This is a genomic window from Serratia sp. 2723 (assembly GCF_050434425.1).
Classification (GTDB): domain Bacteria; phylum Pseudomonadota; class Gammaproteobacteria; order Enterobacterales; family Enterobacteriaceae; genus Chania.
Genome location: NZ_JBNDIN010000003.1, coordinates 161,336 through 181,001, shown reverse-complemented (window position 1 = coordinate 181,001; position 19,666 = coordinate 161,336). Strand labels below are relative to the sequence as shown.

Sequence of the window (19,666 nt, the reverse complement as noted above, 5' to 3'; positions counted from 1 at the left end):
GGATATATCATGAAAGTAGGCTTTATTGGTTTAGGGATCATGGGTACGCCAATGGCTGAAAAGCTGATCGCTGGTGGCCATCAGCTGTATGCCAACACCTTGCATCAGGTTCCGCCGGAGTTGGTGGCAAAAGGGGCCATCTCCTGTGCCACTCCCAAGCAGGTGGCCGAGCAGGCTGACGTTATTTTTATTATGGTGCCCGATACGCCACAGGTAGAAGAGGTGTTGTTTGCCGCCAATGGTTGTGCCGAAGCACCACTCAAAAACAAGATCGTGGTGGATATGAGTTCTATTTCGCCGCTGGAGACCAAGGCGTTTGCCAAACGCATCAACCAACTGGGGGCCGATTATCTGGATGCGCCGGTATCGGGTGGTGAAGTGGGGGCCAAGCAGGGTAGCTTGACCATCATGGTCGGCGGTGACGAAGCCATCTTTGGGCGGGTAAAACCTTTACTGGCCCTGATGGGAAAAAACATTACGCTGGTTGGTGGCAATGGCGACGGCCAGACCTGCAAAGTTGCCAATCAGATTATTGTGGCCCTGACGATCGAAGCGGTTTCCGAGGCGCTGATATTTGCTTCCAAAGCGGGGGCCGATCCGGCACGGGTACGTGATGCGCTGATGGGCGGCTTTGCTTCATCGCGCATTTTGGAAGTACATGGCGAGCGGATGATCAAACGAACCTTTGAGCCGGGCTTCCGTATCTCCCTGCACCAAAAGGATCTCAATTTGGCACTGCAGGGCGCTAAGTCGTTGGCGCTCAGTTTGCCTAATACCGCCACTTGCCAAGAGCTGTTCAACCTCTGCGCGGCCAATGGGGCCAAAGATCTTGACCATTCCGCGTTGGTACAGGCATTGGAAATTATGGCCAACCATAAAGTTTCTGATTAAATTGATAAGTCGGTATTCTTTTACCATTATCAATACCGACTCTATTCTTGTAAAATAGTAGGCAATAAACGTCGCTGAAATTTCTATCGCCCTTTTTATGTAAAGTGAAAAGGGTCTTTCGATCAAAATATGTGCAAAAAATAACAGAAGAAATAGCAGGATGCCGACCAAGGAGACCCTATATGGCAACCGTTGATGCTGCGATTGATAGAGCTATTCTGACCAACCCTGATAAAAGCAAGTTATACCGTAAGATTGCCTGGCGCATTATGCCAATATTATTAATCAGTTATATCATTGGTTATCTTGATCGCGTTGGGATATCCTTTTCCAAGTTCCAAATGATGCCAGATATTCTGCAAGGTAATGTGTCAATGGCCGAGGCAGTGTATGGTCTGGGGGCTGGCGTATTTTTTATTGGCTATATTATCGCCGGTGTTCCAAGCAATATCTTACTGAGTAAATATGGTGCACGGAAAGTCATTGCCCTGTTGATGTTGATATGGGGCACCATTTCAATGCTGAGCATTTTTATTACCAATCCAATGCAGTTTTATCTGGCCAGATTCCTGCTGGGGTTAGCCGAAGCCGGTTTTTATCCTGGCGTGATCCTCTATCTGACACTGTGGTTCCCTTCAAGCCAGCGGGCAAAAATGACGGCGTTGTTTGTTTGCGGGATACCGGTAAGTAACATCATTGGTGGGCCACTCTGCGGCTGGATTATTGAAAACATGAATGGCATGTTTGAGCTGTCCGGCTGGCAATGGTTATTTTTTATCAGTGGTCCGCGTGCGGTATTGATTGCAGTCGTCATCTTCTTCTTCCTGGATAATACCTATCAGAGTGCTAATTGGCTCAGTCCACAAGAAAAAGAAATGATCACGCAAGATATGGTGCAGGGAACATCGAAAAAGGTGGGGGCAGATGGTGCGACGCAGGAGTGGACAATGAAGAGAATGCTGAAGTCTTCTGCCTTCACTAAAATGTGGTTGATCTGTTTCTGCACGGTGATGGGGCAAGGGGGACTGGCATTCTGGGTTCCGTCCATGATCCGTGATACCGGGGTAAGCTCGGTGTTGGATATTGGTTTGCTGACCATGCTACCGTATATGCTTGCCGTCGTTGCCATGCTACTGGCTGCACGCAGTTCCGACAAACATCGAGAAAGGCGTTGGCATATTATTGTTCCTTTCTGTATTGCTGCGGTTTCGCTGATCTTTATCGGCCTGTTCCCAGACAATAAAGTCATTGTGATGGTGGCATTATGTATTGCAGTCGCCTCCAGTCTGGTTCCTTCCCCTCTGTTCTGGAGTTTGCCAAATGCTATTTTTACCGGTACCTGTGCTGCCGCTGGGATAGCGTTAATTAACTCGATTGCCAATATAGGTGGTTTTATTTCTCCTTATATTATTGGCTATTTTAAAAATACGACGGAGAGTAATCTGGTCGCGATGTGTGTACTATCCAGTATGATGATACTGGGGGCCATTCTGACCTATAGTGTTCCGGCAAAACTGGTTAATAAATAATACTCAATAGAAAGTCGGTTACTGATAATAGCTCTGATTGATAAAAACCATGCTCTCTCTGCCTATATGTTGTTCTATTTTAAAGGTAGAGGGGGATGGTTTTTTTATTGCCCAATGATAAAGAGGGAAAACGTTTGGGTGACAATACTAAAAGTGGAGTGAATAACAGGTGACTCGGTGTTATGTCCCTCACCCTAACCCTCTCCCACAGGGAGAGGGGACCGAATGTGCCACGGATTAACTCCAGCGTATTAATGTCTTTGTCTTCCCGATGGGCTTCTAACTTGAACGCTGCGCTGAGCTGGCTCCCTCTCCTTGTGGGAAAGGTTTGGGGGAGGGGACCGAATGTGTCACGGATTAACTCCAGCGTATTAATGTCTTTGTCTTCCCGATGGGCTTCTAACTTGAACGCTGCGCTGAACTGGCTCCCTCTCCCTGTGGGAAAGGTTTGGGGGAGGGGACCGAATGTGCCACGGATTAACTCCAGCGTATTAATGTCTTTGTCTTCCCGATGGGCTTCTAACTTGAACGCTGCGCTGAACTGGCTCCCTCTCCCTGTGGGAGAGGGTTGGGGTGAGGGGTAAATTGATTGCCGAATGAACAATATGGCTCTATTTCAATCAGTTAGGCCACGCTAAACGCAACGTGGCCTTGAAGCGGGTTTAGAAGTCGACGTCGCGGTTGCAGTCTTTCGAGTAGATATAGCTGAACTCTTCCTGGCCCACCGCATAACCGGCTTGCGGAACATAGGCGGCCATAAAGATGTAATCCCCTTTCTTGACCGGGATCCACTCGTTATCCAGATTATAAACCCCGGCACCGCTGAGAATATACGCGCCATGTTCCTGCACGTGGGTCTCGATGTAGCCATGGCTGGCACCTGGCTTGAAGGAGAGAATATGAATATTCATATCGAACCCCAGATCCTTTGGCAGCAGATCTTGCAGGATCACATCGCTCATCCCTTCATAGTGAATTCTTTCCAGCTTGTTGACGTTGTTGCTCACCACGTGGGCTTCATAACCCTTGATGCGGTTGTAGACTCGCTTGTAGAGGAATAGCTGGCTTGGCTTGCCGCCGTTGGTGTTCTCCAGGCGCAGCATCACCCCGGCAGGGCAATACAGATAGCCGCCAGTGGTGAGGGGATAATCGGTGCTGTCGGCTGAAGCGGTGATGTTACCTTCGATAACGTAGACCAAGGTTTCAATATTCTCACCGCCAAACCCTTGCTGGTTACGGCCGCCATCATGCAGCGTCACTAGATAATCGACAAAAGTGGCACCCAGTTTCGGGGTGGCAAGAATGGTGACGTCACAATTCTCAAAGCCAGGAATGATGTTACGCACCAGGCCATCTGGTGGGATCACGGCATAGTTGTCGCGTTTGATAATGGAGCGCGAAGCCAAGATATCTTTTGGATAGCCAATCTGATTATTGATATAACCCACGTTAATTCTCCTGATTAGTCAGGGCCGTAGCCCTACAACAAAAAATTATGCCTGTGCCGCCGTTTGGCGATTGTTTTTCTGCTTCATCAACACGTTGACGGTAAAGAAGATCACGGTGCCGATCAGCAGGATGGCGGCTGAGATATAGAACCCCATCACCTTGGAGCCGGTGCTGTCGGAGATCACTCCGGTGAGGAATGGAGCAATCACCGAAGAGGACATGCCGAAGAAGTTAAATACGCCAAAGCTGGTGCCGTAGCCTTTCTTGGGGGCGTTATCTGCGACGAAGGAAATCATGATCGGATCCACCGCCAGCTTGCCGAGCAGGCCATAAAGGATCAGGCTGACCAGCAGGGTGGTGGAGTCTGGTGAGATCACGGTGCAGACCAGCGTCACTGCGGCGCAGATTTGCAAGAAGATGATCAACTGCACTTTCTTGGCGCGGAAACGGTCAGACATGCGGCTGAAGAACAGCGCCCCTGGTACGGAGGCAAAGGCCACCAGCGCGGCGGAGAAGCCGATGGCTACGCCTTCGAACCCACGTTCCTGTTGCAGGAAGGAGGGCAGCCAGGTCACGATCATGTAGTAGCCATAGCAGGTGGCGAAATACATCACGTAGGCGGAAATCATCCGCAGGCTGAACAACCCACTGGCTTCCTCGGTTTCTGCTACCGGCGTGGCCGCAGCGGCTGCCGGGCTGGCGGTCAGTGAGGCGGTGTAGGAGCCGCCCTTGATCACCAGGCTGAACACCAACGTCATCACCACCAGCAGGCCGGTGATGATAAACAGCATGATTTGCCAGTCCATCCCCATGCTTTTCACCAGCAGGCTGGAGGCGATCAGGCCAATAGCCATCCCCAGCGCCGAGCCGCTGTTGATAATGGCGGTAGCCAAACCACGGCGTTCCAACGGAATGTTTTCTGATGAAAGCGAGTAAGCCGAGCCGTAGTAAGAGCCACAGCCCATCCCGGCCAGCAGGCTACCGGCGTAGATCATGGTCAGGTTGGTGGCGTTACCGATCAGCAAGGTGGCGATGATGAACAGGCAAAAGCCTGGGATCAGCACGACCTTCTTGCCGAACTTATCCACCAGGATCCCGGCCGGGATTTGCATCCCGGTATAGGCAAAGAAGTAGAAGCTGGCGATCAGGCCCATCTCGGCGTTCGAATGCGTGCCGATGGTCGCCTGGATCTCAGGGAAGATCGGTGTCAGCACGGTGCGGTAAATCCAGATCACCGCCCAGCCCAGACACAGGACTACCACGATTTTTTTCCAGTACAGCGGGTCAGACCCGGTGTTGGAGTCGGTTTTGTTGTTGCTCATAGGCGGGCTCCCTGCTCGGTATAGGCCAGTTGATATAAGGTATGCGCCAGAATTTTCACCCCTTCGGCCAGATCGGACAGTTCGGTTTTCTCCGCCGGGTTATGGCTGATACCGGCAATGCTTGGTACAAACATCATGACCGTCGGCACGTGCGGGGCAAAAATCTGCGAGTCATGGCCAGCACCGCTGTGGATCATGCGATAGTTCAGCTTGTGGCTTTCACACAGGTGGCTGACGCAGGCCAGCAGCTGTTTGTCCATCGGGATCGGTGTTTCATCCATCCACAGGTCGATCTCGACCTCAATGCCCATTTCGGCACAGATGCGCTGAATATCGGCTTCGATTTCTTGGGTGAAACGCAGCAGCGTCGCTTTGTCAGTGTGGCGACAATCCAGGGTGAAATGGGTAAAGCCAGGCACGACGTTGACGGTGTTGGGTTTGGGTTCTACCTTGCCAAAGGTCAGCACCAGCGGGTCGCCTTCCGCTTTGGCCTTGGCGATGGATTCGCAGCAGATCCGGCTGAAGGCATAAACGGTGTCTTTACGGTAACCCATTGGCGTGGTGCCCGCGTGGTTGGCCTCGCCCTTGAGTTTGATATCGTAGCGGCGTTGGCCGACGATGCTGGTGACCACGCCAATGGTTTTTCCTTCGGTCTCCAACACCTTGCCCTGTTCGATATGCAGTTCAACGAAAGCGGCGATATCTTTGCGCAGTGGCTGGTCTTGCGGGCGGAAATCAAAGCCTGCGCCATGCATGGCGTCAACGAAATTCACGCCTTTGGCATCACAGATGCTTTTGACTTCTTCCGGGCGAGCGGAACCAACAATGTTTTTACTGCCCCAGAAAACGTAAGGAAAACGGCTGCCTTCCTCCTCGGCCAGCGAGATGACTTCCAGCGTACGCAGCGGCGCGCCGTAGGTTTCTTTCAGATGTTTGATCGCCAGATAGGCGGCTTCAATGCCAAACTGCCCATCAAGGTTGCCGCCGTTGACGACCGTATCAATATGCGAGCCGGAAAGGATCACCTGGTCGGGATATTTGCTGCCCTGCAGGCGGCCGGATAAATTGCCGACGGCATCAAAGGAGGTCGTCAGACCGGCGGTTTCAAAAGCCTGCTTCAGCGCCCGTTGGGCTTCCACCCACTCAGGGGTATACAGCAAGCGCGTCATGCCGCCGCTGGGATCTGCCCCTATTTTGGATAACCAGCCAGAAGTTTCGCGAATTTCTTGTTGGAAATTTTTCATATTTATCTGCCTGCTAGTAACTTCCCTGAGTCACGTGGAGGCTGAGTCGGTTCTCATTGTCCGCCAACTGAGGGGTTATAAGAAAAAACGGCGGTGAAAATAGCGTTTCTCCGCCTGCTTTAATTTATCTGCCGGTTAACTGGCAAACGGATCTTTGTGGTCGTAGGAATGTTGGTAAATATCGTCAGAAATCAGGTATTGATAAATCTCGTCGACAATATCGATGCCATTTTTTTCATTTTCTATTTCACGAATATGGCTACCCTGGCCAGGGTAGAGCACTTGTTTCACGCCAGGTGCCGGTTTGATTTCGTTCAGCTCTCTCATGACCTGGCTGATATGTTTGCGGAAGGTCGCTTCGTTGGTGAAATAGCTTGGGTTGAGCACGATATGCAGCTGGCCCAATTCCCGGCCTGCGCTTAAGTCGTGATACATCGAGCTGACGTGTTTACCGAACGGCAGGCCGAGCAACACGCCGGACAGAATATCGACCATCATCATCAGGCCGTAGCCTTTTGGCCCGGCGATAGGCAGCAGCCCACTGACGGCGAAAGGATCGGTAGTGTTATTGCCTTCGCTGTCTACCGCCCAGGTATCCGGGATGGGCACGTTGCGCGAACGGGCATCCAGCACTTTGCCCCAGGCCTGAACCGTGGTGGCCATATCGAAGGTCATGATGTCGTTGCCTTCAGCCGGTGCCGAGAAAGCGATGGGGTTGGTGCCGTAATAGACCTCTGCGCCACCATAAGGGACGACCATCGGATCCGACTGACACACTGAGATGCCAATCATGCCCGCATGGGAGGCCTGTTGCACAAAGTAAGACAGTGCGCCGCTGTGGCCGATGCGGCGAACGCCGACCACCGCCACGCCGTTCTCTTTCGCCATTTCGATGGCGTGGTCCATACCCAGCTTGGCCGCGACATGCCCGGCACCGTTGTCGCCATCAAAAACTGCGCTGCAAGGGCCGGTTTTTTCAAAGGTGAAATGCGGGTTGTTATTGGTGCCGCCTTTGCTGATGCGTTCAGAATAATATTCCACCCTCACCGCGCCATGAGAATGGATCCCGCGCGCATCCGCATGGACCAAAACGTCCGCGACAATTCCGGCGTGTTCCTGGCTTAGACCTGCAGAATGAATTTTATTTTTAATCAGTTGATGCAGTTGCTGCTTAGAGACTTTCATAGACAGTCCTTTCGTTACTACGGTTTATTTAAACTATCTCTGGTATGTAATGTATAAAGCTGAGGACTAAATAATGTGATCCAGACGGCTATTGTTTTATTGGCTTAAATTTTCATTGAATGGCATTACCATTGTTAGATTATTTTTAACAAAGCGCCGTGTTTTTGATGATTGAATTCAATTAATCCCCACTGGACTTGATGATTTTTTCTAACAATGGACAAAGTGTGATGAGACTCACCTTCGTCAATGGGTTTTATTTGTAGCTTGGCCAATAAGAATATGGGGTCTGAAATAAATAGGTTACTGAAAATATCTGAGAATGCCCATTGCGAAGTTCACATGCTGTTTTAAGGATATCACTATGATCCATGCTTTTATAAAAAAAGGGAGCTTTCAGGATTCCGTCAGCCTGATGCTAATTTCCCGCAAGCTCAGTGAATCACCTAACGTCGAAGAAATATCGGTCATGATGGGGACGCCGGCCAATAAATCCTTACTTGAAGCGACCGGCTTCTGGCATCCGCAATTCAGTGAAGCGACCCCCAATGATATTTGTGTGGCGATCAAGGCGGAATCTGCCGATGACAGCATCACCGCACAGATCGGTGAAGCGTTAGACCTGGCGTTGAAGGCCATTGCCCAGGGGCAGCAGGGCGGTAAACGCCTGCTCAAGGCACGCAGTTGGCGCATGGCGCGGCAGAAGCTGCCGGATGCCAATATGGTGCTGATTTCCATTGCAGGGGAATATGCCGCGGAGTTGGCCGATCAGGCGCTGGACGATGGCTGCAACGTGATGATGTTTTCCGACAACGTCAGCGTCGAGCAGGAAGTGGCGTTAAAAACCAAGGCGCGCGACAAGGGCCTGATCGTGATGGGGCCAGACTGCGGCACGGCCAATATTGCCGGGGCACCGCTGGCCTTTGCCAACGTCGCCCCCAAAGGCATGATCGGCATCATTGGCGCTTCAGGAACGGGTATTCAGGAACTCACCTCACAAATTACCCTGGCCGGGCAGGGCATCTCTCACGCCATTGGCTTGGGCGGGCGTGATTTAACCGCCGAAATCGGTGGCATCAGCGCGATCAGCGCACTGCGTATGTTGGCGGCCGATCCGCAAAGCCAGGTGTTGGCGTTTGTCTCCAAGCCTCCGGCAGAAGCGGTACGTCAACGGGTTATCGATGAGATGAAGACCCTTGGCAAGCCGGTGGTCGCGCTGTTCCTGGGAGCCAAAGCGCCTGCCAAACAACAGGGTAATATCACCTTCGCCGCGACATTGGATGAAGCCGCCCGCCTGGCTGCGATGTTGGCCAACGTGCAGCAAATGGCCGCACAGCAACCTGCGGTGTGTGGTGGCAAAATCTCCGGTCTGTACGCCGGTGGCACATTGGCGGCGGAATGCGCCATGCTGCTGGCCGATCGGCTGGGCGTGGAGGCCGACAGCAAGCATCAACATGGCTCAATGCTTAATGCTGACGGGCACCGCATTATCGATATGGGGGACGATTTCTACACCCAGGGCAAACCACACCCAATGATCGACCCCTCCACCCGCAATCAGGAAATTGCCCACCTTGCTCAACAGCCGCAGATTGGCGTGTTGCTGCTGGATGTGGTGATTGGCTATGGCGCACAGATTGATCCCGCAGACTCCTTGGCTACCGAAGTCAAACGAGTGCGCGAAAAGCGTGGCACGGCTCATCCGTTAGCGGTTATCGCCACGGTGACCGGCACCGAGCAGGATCCCCAGCAGCGTTCCAAGCAGATTGCCACGCTCAACGAGGCGGGCATTGCCGTGATGAATTCGCTGCCTGAAGCGGTAGCGCTGGCCTGCCAGTTAATCGCCCCGCCAGCGCAAGGCATTAGCGAACCGGCACCCGCCATGCTGGCCGGTGTTTCCGTGATCAATGCAGGCTTGCGTAGCTTTGCCGACGATCTGCAAACCAACGAAATTTCAGTGGTGCATTACCAATGGGCCCCGGTGGCCGGTGGTAATCAACGATTGGCTAACATACTGAAAAATTTAAAGTAAGGGATTGATATGACCGCAACTATTGAACAAGCAAACGCCGCCGTTATCGCCAGGATCCGTGAAGCCCGCCCTCATTGGCAGGATGTTGATTTAGCGAAAAACCTGATCCCGCAGTTGGCGCAGGGAAGAAAGCTGTTGCATGCCGGGCCACCGGTCACCTGGGCGGAAATGAGCGGCCCGGTACGCGGTGCCTGCATTGGGGCCTGCCTGTTTGAGCAGTGGGCCGAAAACGAGCAACAGGCGCTGGCGCTGCTGGAAAACGGCGAGATTGAGTTCATCCCTTGCCATAACGTCAGTGCCGTTGGCCCGATGGGCGGTATCACCTCGGCGCATATGCCGCTGGTGGTGGTGAAAAACACCGTTCATGGCAACTATGCCTACTGCAACCTGAACGAAGGGATCGGCAAGGTGATGCGCTTTGGCGCCTATGGGCCGGACGTGCAGGCTCGTCTGTGCTGGATGCGTGACTCACTGGCACCGGTGCTGAAAGAGGTGCTGGCCAACTTTGATGAGGGGATTGACCTCACCGCCGTCATGGCCCAGGCCATCACCATGGGGGACGAGTTCCACCAGCGCAATATCGCGGCGTCGGCGCTGCTGATGCGTCTGTTGGCCCCTAAAATCAGCCTGCTTGAGCGGGACAACGTTGAACTGGCCAAGGTCATGCAGTTCCTCAGCATCACCGATCAGTTCTTCCTCAATCTGGCGATGGCCTATTGCAAGGCGGCCATGGATGCCGGGGCCGAGATTAAGCAAGGCACCATCGTGACGGTGATGACCCGTAACGGTAAAAACTTTGGCGTCAAGATCAGCGGCATGGGCGACCAATGGTTTACCGCGCCGGTCAATACGCCGGAAGGTCTGTTCTTCTCCGGCTATAGCCAGGCCGACGCCAACCCGGATATTGGCGACAGCGCCATTACCGAAACCTTCGGCATTGGCGGTGCGGCCATGGTCGCAGCTCCTGGCGTGACCCGCTTTGTCGGTGCAGCCGGTGGTATGAGTGCCGCGACCGATATCTCCGAAGAAATGGCCGAGATTTACCTGGAACGCAACATGATGCTGCAAATCCCAACCTGGGACTTCCAAGGGGCTTGCCTGGGGCTGGACGCACGCCGGGTGGTGGAAACCGGTATCACGCCGTTGATCAACACCGGGATTGCCCACCGTGAAGCCGGGGTTGGGCAGATCGGTGCCGGCACCGTGCGTGCTCCATTGGGCTGCTTTGAAAAAGCCATCGAAGCACTGGCAGAAAAACTGGGCATCAGCGCGTAACAACCGGTTCGCCCGGAGGCGACTCCGGGCTAGGGAGCAAGTTATGGACATCACCGCGTTAGCCGTTAGCCACTATGCCACGCAAGATTACGGCCCGTTACGCTGCGTGGGGCGTTTCAACAATGCCATCAACTTTCTCTCGCCTAACGATCGGCTACTGACGTTGCACCGTGAAGGGCGTGGGCTTAGCCCGATGGGCTGGGAAATTGGCGATGACGACTTCGACGAAATCTTTGACAGCCTGCCTGCGGCCCAGCATTGCCAGCTTTCTTCGACGGGGATCGAACTGGAGGACATTGCCATCCACCGCCAGGGCAGGAGTTTGGATCTCTGCCTGAAGGTGAGTGGCGAAATCGCGCTGCCGCCATTGGCCGTCGCGTTGGCCGATGTTGCCGCCCATACCGGCCTGTTTGGCCGCCTGGATAGCCTCGTTGATCAGCCGCAGTGCCTGGAAATTCGCGAGCTACAGCAGCACTTTACCGCCTGGTTGTTGGGGCAGGAAGTAGACTGGAGCGTCGTGCTTGGCAAAGGCCCTGGCTTGACGCCAAGCAATGATGACACGGTGCTGGGCATGTTGCTGGTGGCTCATCTCGATAGCCGCGTGGATGTCACAAGGTTGCCGTCCTTTTTTGCCGCCAGCCAGCCCTTGAACCAGTTGACCACCTTGGTCAGCGTCCACTATTTGCAGTTTGCCGAACAGGGGATTTTCTCTACCCCGGTACAACTTCTGGCACGTGCCTTACTCAGGCCCAAAGAATTGCCCGTGGCCATCAACGATATGTTGGCCACCGGGCATTTTTCCGGTGCGGATACGTTATTGGGCGTCTGGCTGGGCGCGATGGCAATCAATCGTCTTTATTAATTCATTAGCGGAAAACCATACCGAATGCCGTTCGGTATGGGCTGCTATTACTTGAAAATGGGTATCTGAATGGAAACGTTAGTAATTGCCTTAGGGGGCAACGCCCTGTTAAAGCGTGGCGCGGTGTTATCTGCAGAGAATCAATACCAGAGCATTGCGTTAATTGCCGATGCCATTGGCAAGCTGGCCAAGAAATACCGCATCGCCATCGTGCACGGTAACGGCCCGCAGGTCGGGCTGCTGGCGCTGCAAAACCTGTCCTATCGCGATGTTCCCCCTTATCCGCTGGACATTCTGGTGGCGGAAAGCCAGGGTATGATCGGCTATATGCTGGCTCAGCAGCTAGGGGCGTTCCATCCTGCTCAGCCGGTGTCTACATTGCTGACTCGCGTCTTGGTAGACAGCGAAGATCCGGCGTATCGGGAACCCAGCAAATTTATCGGGCCGGTTTATGAGCCACAGCAGCAAGCCGAGCTGGAACAAAAGTATGGCTGGAGCATGAAGCTGGATGGGAAATACCTGCGCCGGGTGGTGCCTTCCCCTGAGCCGAAAAAGATTATCGATATTGAAGCGATCAATCTGCTGTTGGCGAAAAACCATATCGTGATTTGCAACGGCGGTGGCGGCGTTCCGATGGTGGCCGGTGCACAGGGAATGGTCGGCAGTGAAGCGGTGATCGACAAGGATCTGGCCTCTGCGTTACTGGCCGAAGCTCTGAGTGCCGATCACCTGGTGATCCTCACCGATGCGGATGCGGTATATCAGCACTGGGGGACGCCGCAGCAAAAAGCCATCCGTTCTGCCACCACTCAAGAGCTGGCCCCTATGGCGGTAGCCGATGGCTCGATGGGACCAAAAATCATGGCGGTCAGCCGCTTTGTACAGCGTAGCGGCAAGGTGGCACATATCGGCGCTCTGCAAGATATCGAGTCGGTCCTGGCAGGCACTGCGGGGACATTAATTACACCGTGATACAGGATGGGCCTGGCGGCCCATCAACCAAGGGAAAATGAATATGCAAACTATAAAAACAGAGCGAGTACCCTATTGGATTAAAACCGTTGTGATCTTCTTCCTCGGCTGGGTCGTTATCTATGCCGGGCGCTCGGTACTTAGCCCCATTATGCCGCAGATCCAAAACGAGTTCGGGCTGTCAAAAAGCCATCTGGGGTTAATCAGCAGCCTGTTCTTTCTGACCTACACCCTTTTGCAGGTGCCTGCCGGGCTATTGGGCGACCGCCTGGGCAGAAAACGCATTCTGGTTAGCGGCTTTATGCTGTTTGCGCTGTTTATTGCCGCCATCAGCATCTCATCCAACTTTCTGATTTTCATCGTGCTGTGGATGCTGACCGGCGCTTCGCAAGGCGTCTATTATGGCCCGCAGTATGCGCTTTCTTCCGAGGCTATCCCCAAAAAATGGATCACCTTGGGCAGTGCGGTGATCGGTAGTGGCATGTCGTTCGGTATCGCATTGGGGTATTACCTTTCCAGCTTTATGATCGAACACTTTCATACTTCGTGGAAGATGCCATTCCTGGCGATGGCGGTCCCGGTATTGATTGTGGCGCTGCTGATGCTGTTTTTCATTCGGGAAAAAGCACCGCAAAGTGCCAGCAATACTCCAGTAGCGGAGACAGCAAAGAGCGAATTCAGTTTTCTGGATCTGTTTAAAAACCGTAACCTGCTGATGGCCTACATCACCATCTTTTGCTCGATCTATGGCTTCTTCGTGATCATTACCTGGCTGCCGTATTATCTGCAAAAAGAACGCGGTATGGATATTGTGCACGCGGCCAGCATCGCTTCCATCGTGCCGTGGATCTCGGTGCTGGGGACGCTGATTTGCAGCTATATCTCCGACAAACTGGGGCGCAGAAAACCGGTGGTGCTGTTTATGCTGCCTTTCTCACTGCTGGCGATCTTCGGCATCGTCTATTCCACCAGCGAAGCGGCGTTGATTGGCGTATTGGTGCTGTATGGCTTTATCGGCAAAATCAGCCTTAACCCGGTACTGATCGCACTGGTGGCAGACAACGCTCCGCGTGCCGCACTCAGTACCGCTTTCGGGCTTTATAACTTCTTTGGCATGGCGGCGTCGATCTTTGCGCCTTACGTAACCGGCTTTATTGCCGACAGCACGGGGACGCTGAATGCGGGCTTCTATTTTGCCGCGATGATCACGGTGGTGGGCTTTATCGCCATGCTGTTTGTCAAAGAGGGAAAACCGGCGCAGGAGGCTTGATATTCGATGCAGGGCGCAACCGTGCGGCTGCGCCCATGTTCGATTAATACAGCAGTGAATACAGCTGGCGGCGATATTTGGCGGCCAGCGCATCGCCAGTCCCCAGTGCGGCCAGAATATCCATCAAGGTCTTGCGGGCGTTACCGTTCGCCGCCGCCAAGTCCTTTTTCAGATGACCCATCAGCAATTCCAGCGCCTCTTCGTTACGGCCAACCTGATGCAGTTGCAAGGCTAGCTGCACGGCCAGCTCGACGTTTTCCGGCTGTTGCTGAACCTGCTGCTGCAACTGCTGAATTTCCGGCGTATCGGCGGCCTGCTTCATCAGCTCAATCTGCGCGACCAGACCGAGGTAACGGGTATCGCGATCCTGCAATGGGATGGTCGCCAGCACGGCTTCGGCATCATCCGTCTTGTTCAGGGCGATCTGGGTTTCCGCCAGCGTCAGGCCGATATCGCTGCGCTGATTGCTGAGGCTCCAGGCGTCTTTCAACAAAGGCAGTGCGTCTACGGCGCGGTCTTGCTGCAACAGTTCGCTGGCTTCCGCCAGCTTGAGATCTTCGGCCTTTGGCAGGAAACGCTGCAGGAATTCGCGGATCATCTCTTCCGGCTGCGGCCCTTGGAAACCATCAACCGGCTGACCCTCCTTGAACAGATAGACGGTTGGCAGGGAACGCAGACCAAACTGGGCGGCGATTGCCTGCTCGGCATCGCAATCCACCTTCGCCAGAATGAACTGACCCGCGTATTCCGCCGCCAGCTTATCCAGGATCGGGGTGAGTTGCAGACAGTGCTGGCTGCGGTCCGACCAGAAGTAGAACAGCACCGGCTGGGACATGGACTGTTCCAGCGTCTGGTGCAGGTTAGTTTCGTTAATATCAACAACGGCTTGAGCTAGCATGGTTTCTCTCTAATCTGATCTTGCAGAATCAATCTATTCTAGATGGGGGCAAAGCGGCGTGCTTCAACCCTTGGCCCCCGTTTGCTTAACCATTACTGCGCAATAGCCAGTCCAGCGCACGGCCCGGCAGCAGGCGTCGCAGGATGCTCATGGTATGCGCCAGTAGGGTGACCGGGTAGCGCAGCTTGGCTTTGGGGCTTTCCAGCGCGTGGCGCAGCTTTGGTAACACCGCTTCGGCAGGTAGCGTCAAACGCTTGGCGATGCTCGGGTTGTGCACCGGTTTATCGCTCTGCGCCTGATTGACGTTCTGGGTGAAGTGGGTTGTCAGCGGGCCTGGCTCGATCAGGCTGACCTGAATGCCGCTGCCGTGCAGTTCCATACGCAATGCGTCTGACCAGGCTTCCAGCGCAAATTTGCTGGCGGCATAGGCCCCACGCCCGGCGCTGGAAATTAACCCCATCACCGAACTGGTTTGAATAATGCGCCCTTCGCCGTGCGGCAGCATGGCTGGCAGCAGCAACTGGGTGAGCTGGTGGGTGCCAAACAGGTTGGCGGAGAATTGCCGTTCCAGTTGTTGGCGTGAAATCGAGCTGAGTGGGCCGTAAACGCCGAAACCGGCATTGTTGAACAGGCCATACAGCCGCCCGTTGGTCAGCTCGATCACCTGTGCGGCGGCGCGTTCTACGCTGGCGCTATCGTCCAGATCCAGCTCAATGCCTTCCAGCCCAAGCTGGCGCATGTTTTCCACATCTTCCGGCTTACGGCAGGCGGCCAGCACGCGATAGCCACGGTTACGCAGGTCCTGCGCCGCAATCAATCCTATCCCGCTGGAACAGCCGGTTATCAATACCGCTTTTTGCATAACTTTACCTAGTAGATAACCCTATTCAGTTAGACTCATGTTTTACTAGTGGTTCCAGCTGTTGTGCCATCCAGGAGGCAATAAACGGCTGGGCATCCTGATTGGGATGCAATCCGTCATCCTGCATCCATTCCGGTTTGATCACCACCTGTTCCATATAAAACGGCAGCAGCGGAATGTTGAACTGCTTGGCCAACGCCGGATACAGCGCACCGAAGGCCTCGGTGTAGCGGCGGCCATAGTTTGGCGGAATATGAATTTGCATCAGCAGCGGTTTGGCCCCCGCCTGCAAAGCCAGCGTGATAATCTGGTTGAGATCGCGCTCGATATCCGTAGCCGGGAAGCCGCGCAGACCATCGTTGGCACCCAGTTCGATCAGCACCCAGCGGGGCTGATGTTGTTTCAACAGCTCGGGCAAGCGTGCCAGCCCCTGAGCGGCGGTGTCCCCGCTGATACTGGCATTGATCACGTTTGGATAGCCAGGTTGTTTCTGCCACTCATCGGCCAGGCGAGTGGCCCAGGCTTGGGCCACCGGTAACCGATAACCAGCACTTAAACTGTCGCCTAAAATCAATAAGGTATCGGCCGCGACAGCACGTAAACTGAATAATCCCAACAGCAAAAGGAAGGGAAGATGCCAGCGGAAAACGTTCTTGAAGTTCATCATCTTAGTAAACACGTTGGTCAGGGTGAGCATCAGCTTACCATCCTCACCGGAGTCGAGCTGGTTGTCAAACCCGCGCAGACAATTGCGTTGATCGGCGAGTCAGGTTCGGGGAAATCAACTCTGTTGGGTATCCTTGCCGGGCTGGATGACGGCAGCGAAGGGGAAGTGCGGCTGCTGGGGGAATCGCTGACCACGCTGGATGAAGAAGGGCGCGCCGCACTGCGGGCAAAAAACGTTGGTTTTGTGTTCCAGTCTTTTATGTTGGTCCCCACCTTGAACGCGTTGGAAAACGTACAACTCCCCGCGCTGTTGCGTGGGGAAAGCGATCGCCAAAGCCGGGACCAAGCGGTGCAACTGCTGGAACAGCTGGGGTTAGGCAAGCGCCTTGGCCACCTGCCAGCGCAACTTTCCGGCGGTGAGCAACAGCGTGTGGCGCTGGCACGGGCGTTCAGTGGCCGCCCAAGGGTGCTGTTTGCCGATGAACCCACCGGCAACCTGGATCGCCAGACCGGTGAGCGCATTGCCGATCTGCTGTTCTCCCTCAACCGCGATTTTGCCACCACACTGATCCTGGTTACCCATGACGAGACCCTGGCGGCACGCTGTCAGCGGCGGCTGCGCTTGCGTGAAGGCAAGCTGTGGGAGGAAGCATGATTTGGCGTTGGTTCTGGCGTGAATGGCGTTCGCCTTCGCTGCTGATCGTCTGGCTGGCGCTGACGCTGTCGGTCGCCTGCGTGCTGGCACTGGGCAGCATCAGCGATCGCATGGACAAAGGCTTGAGCCAGCAAAGTCGCGACTTTATCGCCGGAGATCGGGTATTGCGTACCGCGCACCCGGTGCCGGAAGGCTGGCTGAACGATGCTCGGCAACAAGGGCTGAAAGTCAGCCGCCAGCTTTCTTTTACCACCATGACCTACGCAGGGGATCGTCCGCTACTGGCCAACGTGAAGGCCACCGATGCGGCCTATCCGCTGTATGGGCAGTTGGAAACCCTGCCAGCCAATCTCAAACCCATGCCAGGCAGCGTGCTGGTGGCTCCCCGCCTGTTGGCATTATTGGATATCAAGGTCGGTGACAATCTGGAGGTAGGGGATACCACGTTACGCATCGCCGGTGAAATCGTGCAGGAGCCAGATTCCGGCTTCAATCCGTTCCAGACTGCGCCTGGCATTATCATCAACCTGGCAGATGTGGATAAAACCGGCGCGGTACAGCCGGGCAGCCGCCTGACCTACCGTTATATGTTTGCTGGTACGCCAGCCGATATTCAACGCTATGAGGATCGCCTCAAACCGCAGCTCAAACCCGATCAGCGTTGGTATGGGCTGGAGGAGTCCGGCAGCGCGCTAGGCAAATCGCTACAGCGTTCCCAACAGTTCCTGCTGCTTTCGGCGCTGCTGACCCTGCTGCTGTCGATCGCCGCCGTGGCGGTGGCGATGAGCCACTATTGCCGCAGCCGCTATGACCTGATTGCGGTGCTGAAAACCCTTGGCGCGGGCAGAAAGGCACTCAGCAAGCTGATTATTGGCCAGTGGCTGGCGGTGTTACTGCTGGCGGGAACCTGCGGTAGCGTGATGGGGCTCGGGTTTGAAGCGGTGCTGATCCGCTTGCTGGCACCGGTGTTGCCGGGGGAACTCCCTGCAGCCGGGGGCTGGCCGTGGCTGTGGGCGATGGGTGCACTGGTCATGATTTCGCTGTTGGTCGGGCTGCGTCCGTATCGGCAACTGCTGGCAACTCAGCCGCTGCGCGTACTGCGCCGGGATGTGGTAGCCAACGTCTGGCCGCTGCGTTACTTCCTGCCGGCCACGGCGGTGATTGTGGTCGGGCTACTGACGGTATTGATGGGGGCAAGTACGCTATTGTGGGCCATTCTGGCCGGTATGGTGGTGCTGGCCTTGCTGCTGGGGGGAATTGGCTGGGGCAGCCTGTTGCTGCTGCGGCGCATCACGCTGAAAAATCTGGCGCTGCGGTTGGCGGTGAATCGCCTGTTACATCAGCCTTGGGTGACGGTAAGCCAACTGGCGGCATTCTCGTTGTCGTTTATGTTACTGGCTCTGCTGCTGGTATTGCGTGGCGATCTGCTTGAACGTTGGCAACAGCAATTACCGCCAGACAGCCCGAACTATTTCCTGCTGAATATGACTACGGCACAGGTTCCACAGGTGAAAGCCTTCTTGCAACAGCATCAGCTGCATGAGGAAACCTTTTACCCTATCGTGCGTGTGCGCCTGTCGGAAATTAACCAACAGGTGGCAACGGAGCGGGTACGTGAAGACGATCCCGGTGGCGAGGCGGTTAACCGTGAACTGAATCTGACCTGGCAAAACGATCTGCCGGATCATAACCCGCTGACGGCAGGCACCTGGCCGCCGAAAACCGGCGAGGTCTCAATGGATGAAGGGATCGCCGGCAGGCTCAAGATCAAACTGGGCGATACCTTGACGTTCAGCGGCGATACCCAATCGTTCAACGCCAAAGTGACTAGCCTGCGGCAGGTGGATTGGGAAAGCCTGAAGCCGAACTTCTACTTTATCTTCCCGCCGGGTGCATTGGACGGGCAGCCACAAACCTGGCTGACCAGCTTCCGCTACGACGGCGACGGCAAGGTACTGACACAGCTTAACCGCCAGTTCCCAACCCTGAGCCTGCTGGATATCGGTTCGATCCTCAAGCAGGTCGGCGGCGTGTTGCAGCAGGTGAGCAGGGCGCTGGAGGTGATGGTGGTGCTGGTGGTGATCTGCGGCGGTCTGCTGTTGCTGGCACAGGTACAGGTAGGGATGCGGCAACGTAGGCAGGAACTGGTGGTTTACCGCACGCTAGGCGCTGGCAAACGTCTGCTGCGCGCCACGCTGTGGTGCGAGTTTGCTTTGCTGGGGCTGGTGGCCGGGATCGCGGCGGCGGTGGGGGCGGAAGCCGCGCTGTGGCTGTTGCAAACCAAGGTGTTCGACTTCCCGTGGGCACCTACGCCGGTGCTGTGGTGGGCGTTACCGCTGCTGAGTGCCTTGCTGCTCTCGCTGTGCGGCGGCTGGCTTGGTGTACGCCTGCTGCGCGGCAGGGCGTTGTTCCGCAGCTATGAAGGTTAATTTTTTAATGGCTGTAGCGATGGTAGAGCAAGGTTAATTGCCCCTCACCCCAACCCTCTCCCACAGGGAGAGGGAGCCGTACGGGGTTGCTATCAGGTGAAGGAGTTGATCTGTAACGGATTGAT

16 protein-coding genes are annotated in these 19,666 nt (G+C 55.0%); 9 read left to right on the top strand and 7 right to left on the bottom strand.

Features of this window, described 5'->3' with window-relative positions:
• The first annotated feature begins 9 nt into the window (after window positions 1-9).
• The gene (glxR, locus tag ABIE29_RS05795; protein ID WP_429617216.1) at window positions 10-891 is read left to right on the top strand and encodes a 2-hydroxy-3-oxopropionate reductase; all 882 of its coding nucleotides are present in this window, start codon (window positions 10-12) and stop codon (window positions 889-891) included.
• Between the two features lie 182 nt (window positions 892-1,073).
• Window positions 1,074-2,420: an MFS transporter gene (locus ABIE29_RS05790; protein ID WP_429617215.1), complete on the top strand. Its 1,347-nt coding sequence runs from the start codon at window positions 1,074-1,076 to the stop codon at window positions 2,418-2,420.
• A 662-nt stretch (window positions 2,421-3,082) separates the two neighbouring features.
• Here the strand turns inward: ABIE29_RS05790 and allE are convergent.
• The 4 genes from allE to allD all read right to left on the bottom strand — a co-directional run bounded on the left by allE (window position 3,083) and on the right by allD (window position 7,620).
• A complete protein-coding gene (gene allE / locus ABIE29_RS05785; protein ID WP_024486475.1) occupies window positions 3,083-3,868 on the bottom strand; it encodes a (S)-ureidoglycine aminohydrolase in 786 nt (261 codons plus the stop codon).
• A gap of 45 nt (window positions 3,869-3,913) precedes the next feature.
• On the bottom strand, window positions 3,914-5,191 hold the full coding sequence (locus ABIE29_RS05780) for an MFS transporter (RefSeq protein ID WP_429617214.1): 1,278 nt from the start codon (window positions 5,189-5,191) through the stop codon (window positions 3,914-3,916).
• Entirely contained in the window at window positions 5,188-6,435 is a 1,248-nt protein-coding gene (allC, locus tag ABIE29_RS05775; protein ID WP_429617213.1) for an allantoate deiminase, read from the bottom strand. Before allC ends, ABIE29_RS05780 begins: the two co-directional genes overlap by 4 nt.
• Window positions 6,436-6,570: 135 nt before the next feature.
• Window positions 6,571-7,620, bottom strand: a complete 1,050-nt coding sequence (gene allD, locus ABIE29_RS05770; RefSeq protein WP_429617212.1) for an ureidoglycolate dehydrogenase — start codon at window positions 7,618-7,620, stop codon at window positions 6,571-6,573.
• Window positions 7,621-7,984: 364 nt separating this feature from the next.
• Between allD and ABIE29_RS05765 the strand changes: the two genes are divergently transcribed.
• From ABIE29_RS05765 to ABIE29_RS05745, 5 genes are all read left to right on the top strand, one after another.
• Window positions 7,985-9,652, top strand: a complete 1,668-nt coding sequence (locus tag ABIE29_RS05765) for an acyl-CoA synthetase FdrA (protein WP_429617211.1) — start codon at window positions 7,985-7,987, stop codon at window positions 9,650-9,652.
• 9 nt (window positions 9,653-9,661) lie between these two features.
• Window positions 9,662-10,927: a DUF1116 domain-containing protein gene (locus tag ABIE29_RS05760; protein WP_429617210.1), complete on the top strand. Its 1,266-nt coding sequence runs from the start codon at window positions 9,662-9,664 to the stop codon at window positions 10,925-10,927.
• A 43-nt stretch (window positions 10,928-10,970) separates the two neighbouring features.
• Complete coding sequence (locus ABIE29_RS05755) at window positions 10,971-11,789, top strand: DUF2877 domain-containing protein (protein ID WP_429617209.1); 819 nt, start codon at window positions 10,971-10,973, stop codon at window positions 11,787-11,789.
• 69 nt (window positions 11,790-11,858) lie between these two features.
• Complete coding sequence (locus ABIE29_RS05750; RefSeq protein ID WP_429617208.1) at window positions 11,859-12,761, top strand: carbamate kinase; 903 nt, start codon at window positions 11,859-11,861, stop codon at window positions 12,759-12,761.
• A 43-nt stretch (window positions 12,762-12,804) separates the two neighbouring features.
• Window positions 12,805-14,031 carry an MFS transporter gene (locus ABIE29_RS05745; RefSeq protein ID WP_429617207.1) on the top strand — a complete coding sequence of 409 codons (1,227 nt, stop codon included), beginning with the start codon at window positions 12,805-12,807 and terminating at the stop codon, window positions 14,029-14,031.
• A 43-nt stretch (window positions 14,032-14,074) separates the two neighbouring features.
• Here the strand turns inward: ABIE29_RS05745 and ABIE29_RS05740 are convergent, their stop codons facing one another.
• The 3 genes from ABIE29_RS05740 to tesA all read right to left on the bottom strand — a co-directional run bounded on the left by ABIE29_RS05740 (window position 14,075) and on the right by tesA (window position 16,455).
• Window positions 14,075-14,929, bottom strand: a complete 855-nt coding sequence (locus ABIE29_RS05740; RefSeq protein ID WP_429617206.1) for a co-chaperone YbbN — start codon at window positions 14,927-14,929, stop codon at window positions 14,075-14,077.
• Between the two features lie 85 nt (window positions 14,930-15,014).
• Entirely contained in the window at window positions 15,015-15,791 is a 777-nt protein-coding gene (locus tag ABIE29_RS05735) for an SDR family oxidoreductase (RefSeq protein WP_024486095.1), read from the bottom strand.
• A gap of 25 nt (window positions 15,792-15,816) precedes the next feature.
• Window positions 15,817-16,455 (bottom strand): multifunctional acyl-CoA thioesterase I/protease I/lysophospholipase L1, encoded by a 639-nt coding sequence (gene tesA, locus ABIE29_RS05730; protein WP_429617548.1) that lies wholly within the window; start codon window positions 16,453-16,455, stop codon window positions 15,817-15,819.
• Between tesA and ybbA the strand changes: the two genes are divergently transcribed.
• Window positions 16,426-17,112 (top strand): putative ABC transporter ATP-binding protein YbbA, encoded by a 687-nt coding sequence (gene ybbA, locus ABIE29_RS05725; RefSeq protein ID WP_429617205.1) that lies wholly within the window; start codon window positions 16,426-16,428, stop codon window positions 17,110-17,112. The two genes, tesA and ybbA, sit on opposite strands and share 30 nt — an antisense overlap.
• Window positions 17,109-19,541 carry a putative ABC transporter permease subunit YbbP gene (gene ybbP, locus ABIE29_RS05720; protein WP_429617204.1) on the top strand — a complete coding sequence of 811 codons (2,433 nt, stop codon included), beginning with the start codon at window positions 17,109-17,111 and terminating at the stop codon, window positions 19,539-19,541. Before ybbA ends, ybbP begins: the two co-directional genes overlap by 4 nt.
• The last annotated feature ends 125 nt before the right edge of the window (window positions 19,542-19,666 follow it).

What these genes read in the sequence shown, in the direction of transcription:
- glxR (WP_429617216.1), top strand. Translation starts at nt 10, where the DNA reads ATGAAAGTAGGCTTTATTGGTTTAGGGATCATGGGTACGCCAATGGCT.
- ABIE29_RS05735 (WP_024486095.1), bottom strand. Translation starts at nt 15,791, where the DNA reads ATGCAAAAAGCGGTATTGATAACCGGCTGTTCCAGCGGGATAGGATTG.
- ABIE29_RS05745 (WP_429617207.1), top strand. Translation starts at nt 12,805, where the DNA reads ATGCAAACTATAAAAACAGAGCGAGTACCCTATTGGATTAAAACCGTT.
- allD (WP_429617212.1), bottom strand. Translation starts at nt 7,620, where the DNA reads ATGAAAGTCTCTAAGCAGCAACTGCATCAACTGATTAAAAATAAAATT.
- ABIE29_RS05755 (WP_429617209.1), top strand. Translation starts at nt 10,971, where the DNA reads ATGGACATCACCGCGTTAGCCGTTAGCCACTATGCCACGCAAGATTAC.
- tesA (WP_429617548.1), bottom strand. Translation starts at nt 16,455, where the DNA reads ATGAACTTCAAGAACGTTTTCCGCTGGCATCTTCCCTTCCTTTTGCTG.
- ybbA (WP_429617205.1), top strand. Translation starts at nt 16,426, where the DNA reads ATGCCAGCGGAAAACGTTCTTGAAGTTCATCATCTTAGTAAACACGTT.
- allC (WP_429617213.1), bottom strand. Translation starts at nt 6,435, where the DNA reads ATGAAAAATTTCCAACAAGAAATTCGCGAAACTTCTGGCTGGTTATCC.
- ABIE29_RS05750 (WP_429617208.1), top strand. Translation starts at nt 11,859, where the DNA reads ATGGAAACGTTAGTAATTGCCTTAGGGGGCAACGCCCTGTTAAAGCGT.
- ABIE29_RS05740 (WP_429617206.1), bottom strand. Translation starts at nt 14,929, where the DNA reads ATGCTAGCTCAAGCCGTTGTTGATATTAACGAAACTAACCTGCACCAG.
- ABIE29_RS05780 (WP_429617214.1), bottom strand. Translation starts at nt 5,191, where the DNA reads ATGAGCAACAACAAAACCGACTCCAACACCGGGTCTGACCCGCTGTAC.
- ABIE29_RS05790 (WP_429617215.1), top strand. Translation starts at nt 1,074, where the DNA reads ATGGCAACCGTTGATGCTGCGATTGATAGAGCTATTCTGACCAACCCT.
- ybbP (WP_429617204.1), top strand. Translation starts at nt 17,109, where the DNA reads ATGATTTGGCGTTGGTTCTGGCGTGAATGGCGTTCGCCTTCGCTGCTG.
- ABIE29_RS05765 (WP_429617211.1), top strand. Translation starts at nt 7,985, where the DNA reads ATGATCCATGCTTTTATAAAAAAAGGGAGCTTTCAGGATTCCGTCAGC.
- ABIE29_RS05760 (WP_429617210.1), top strand. Translation starts at nt 9,662, where the DNA reads ATGACCGCAACTATTGAACAAGCAAACGCCGCCGTTATCGCCAGGATC.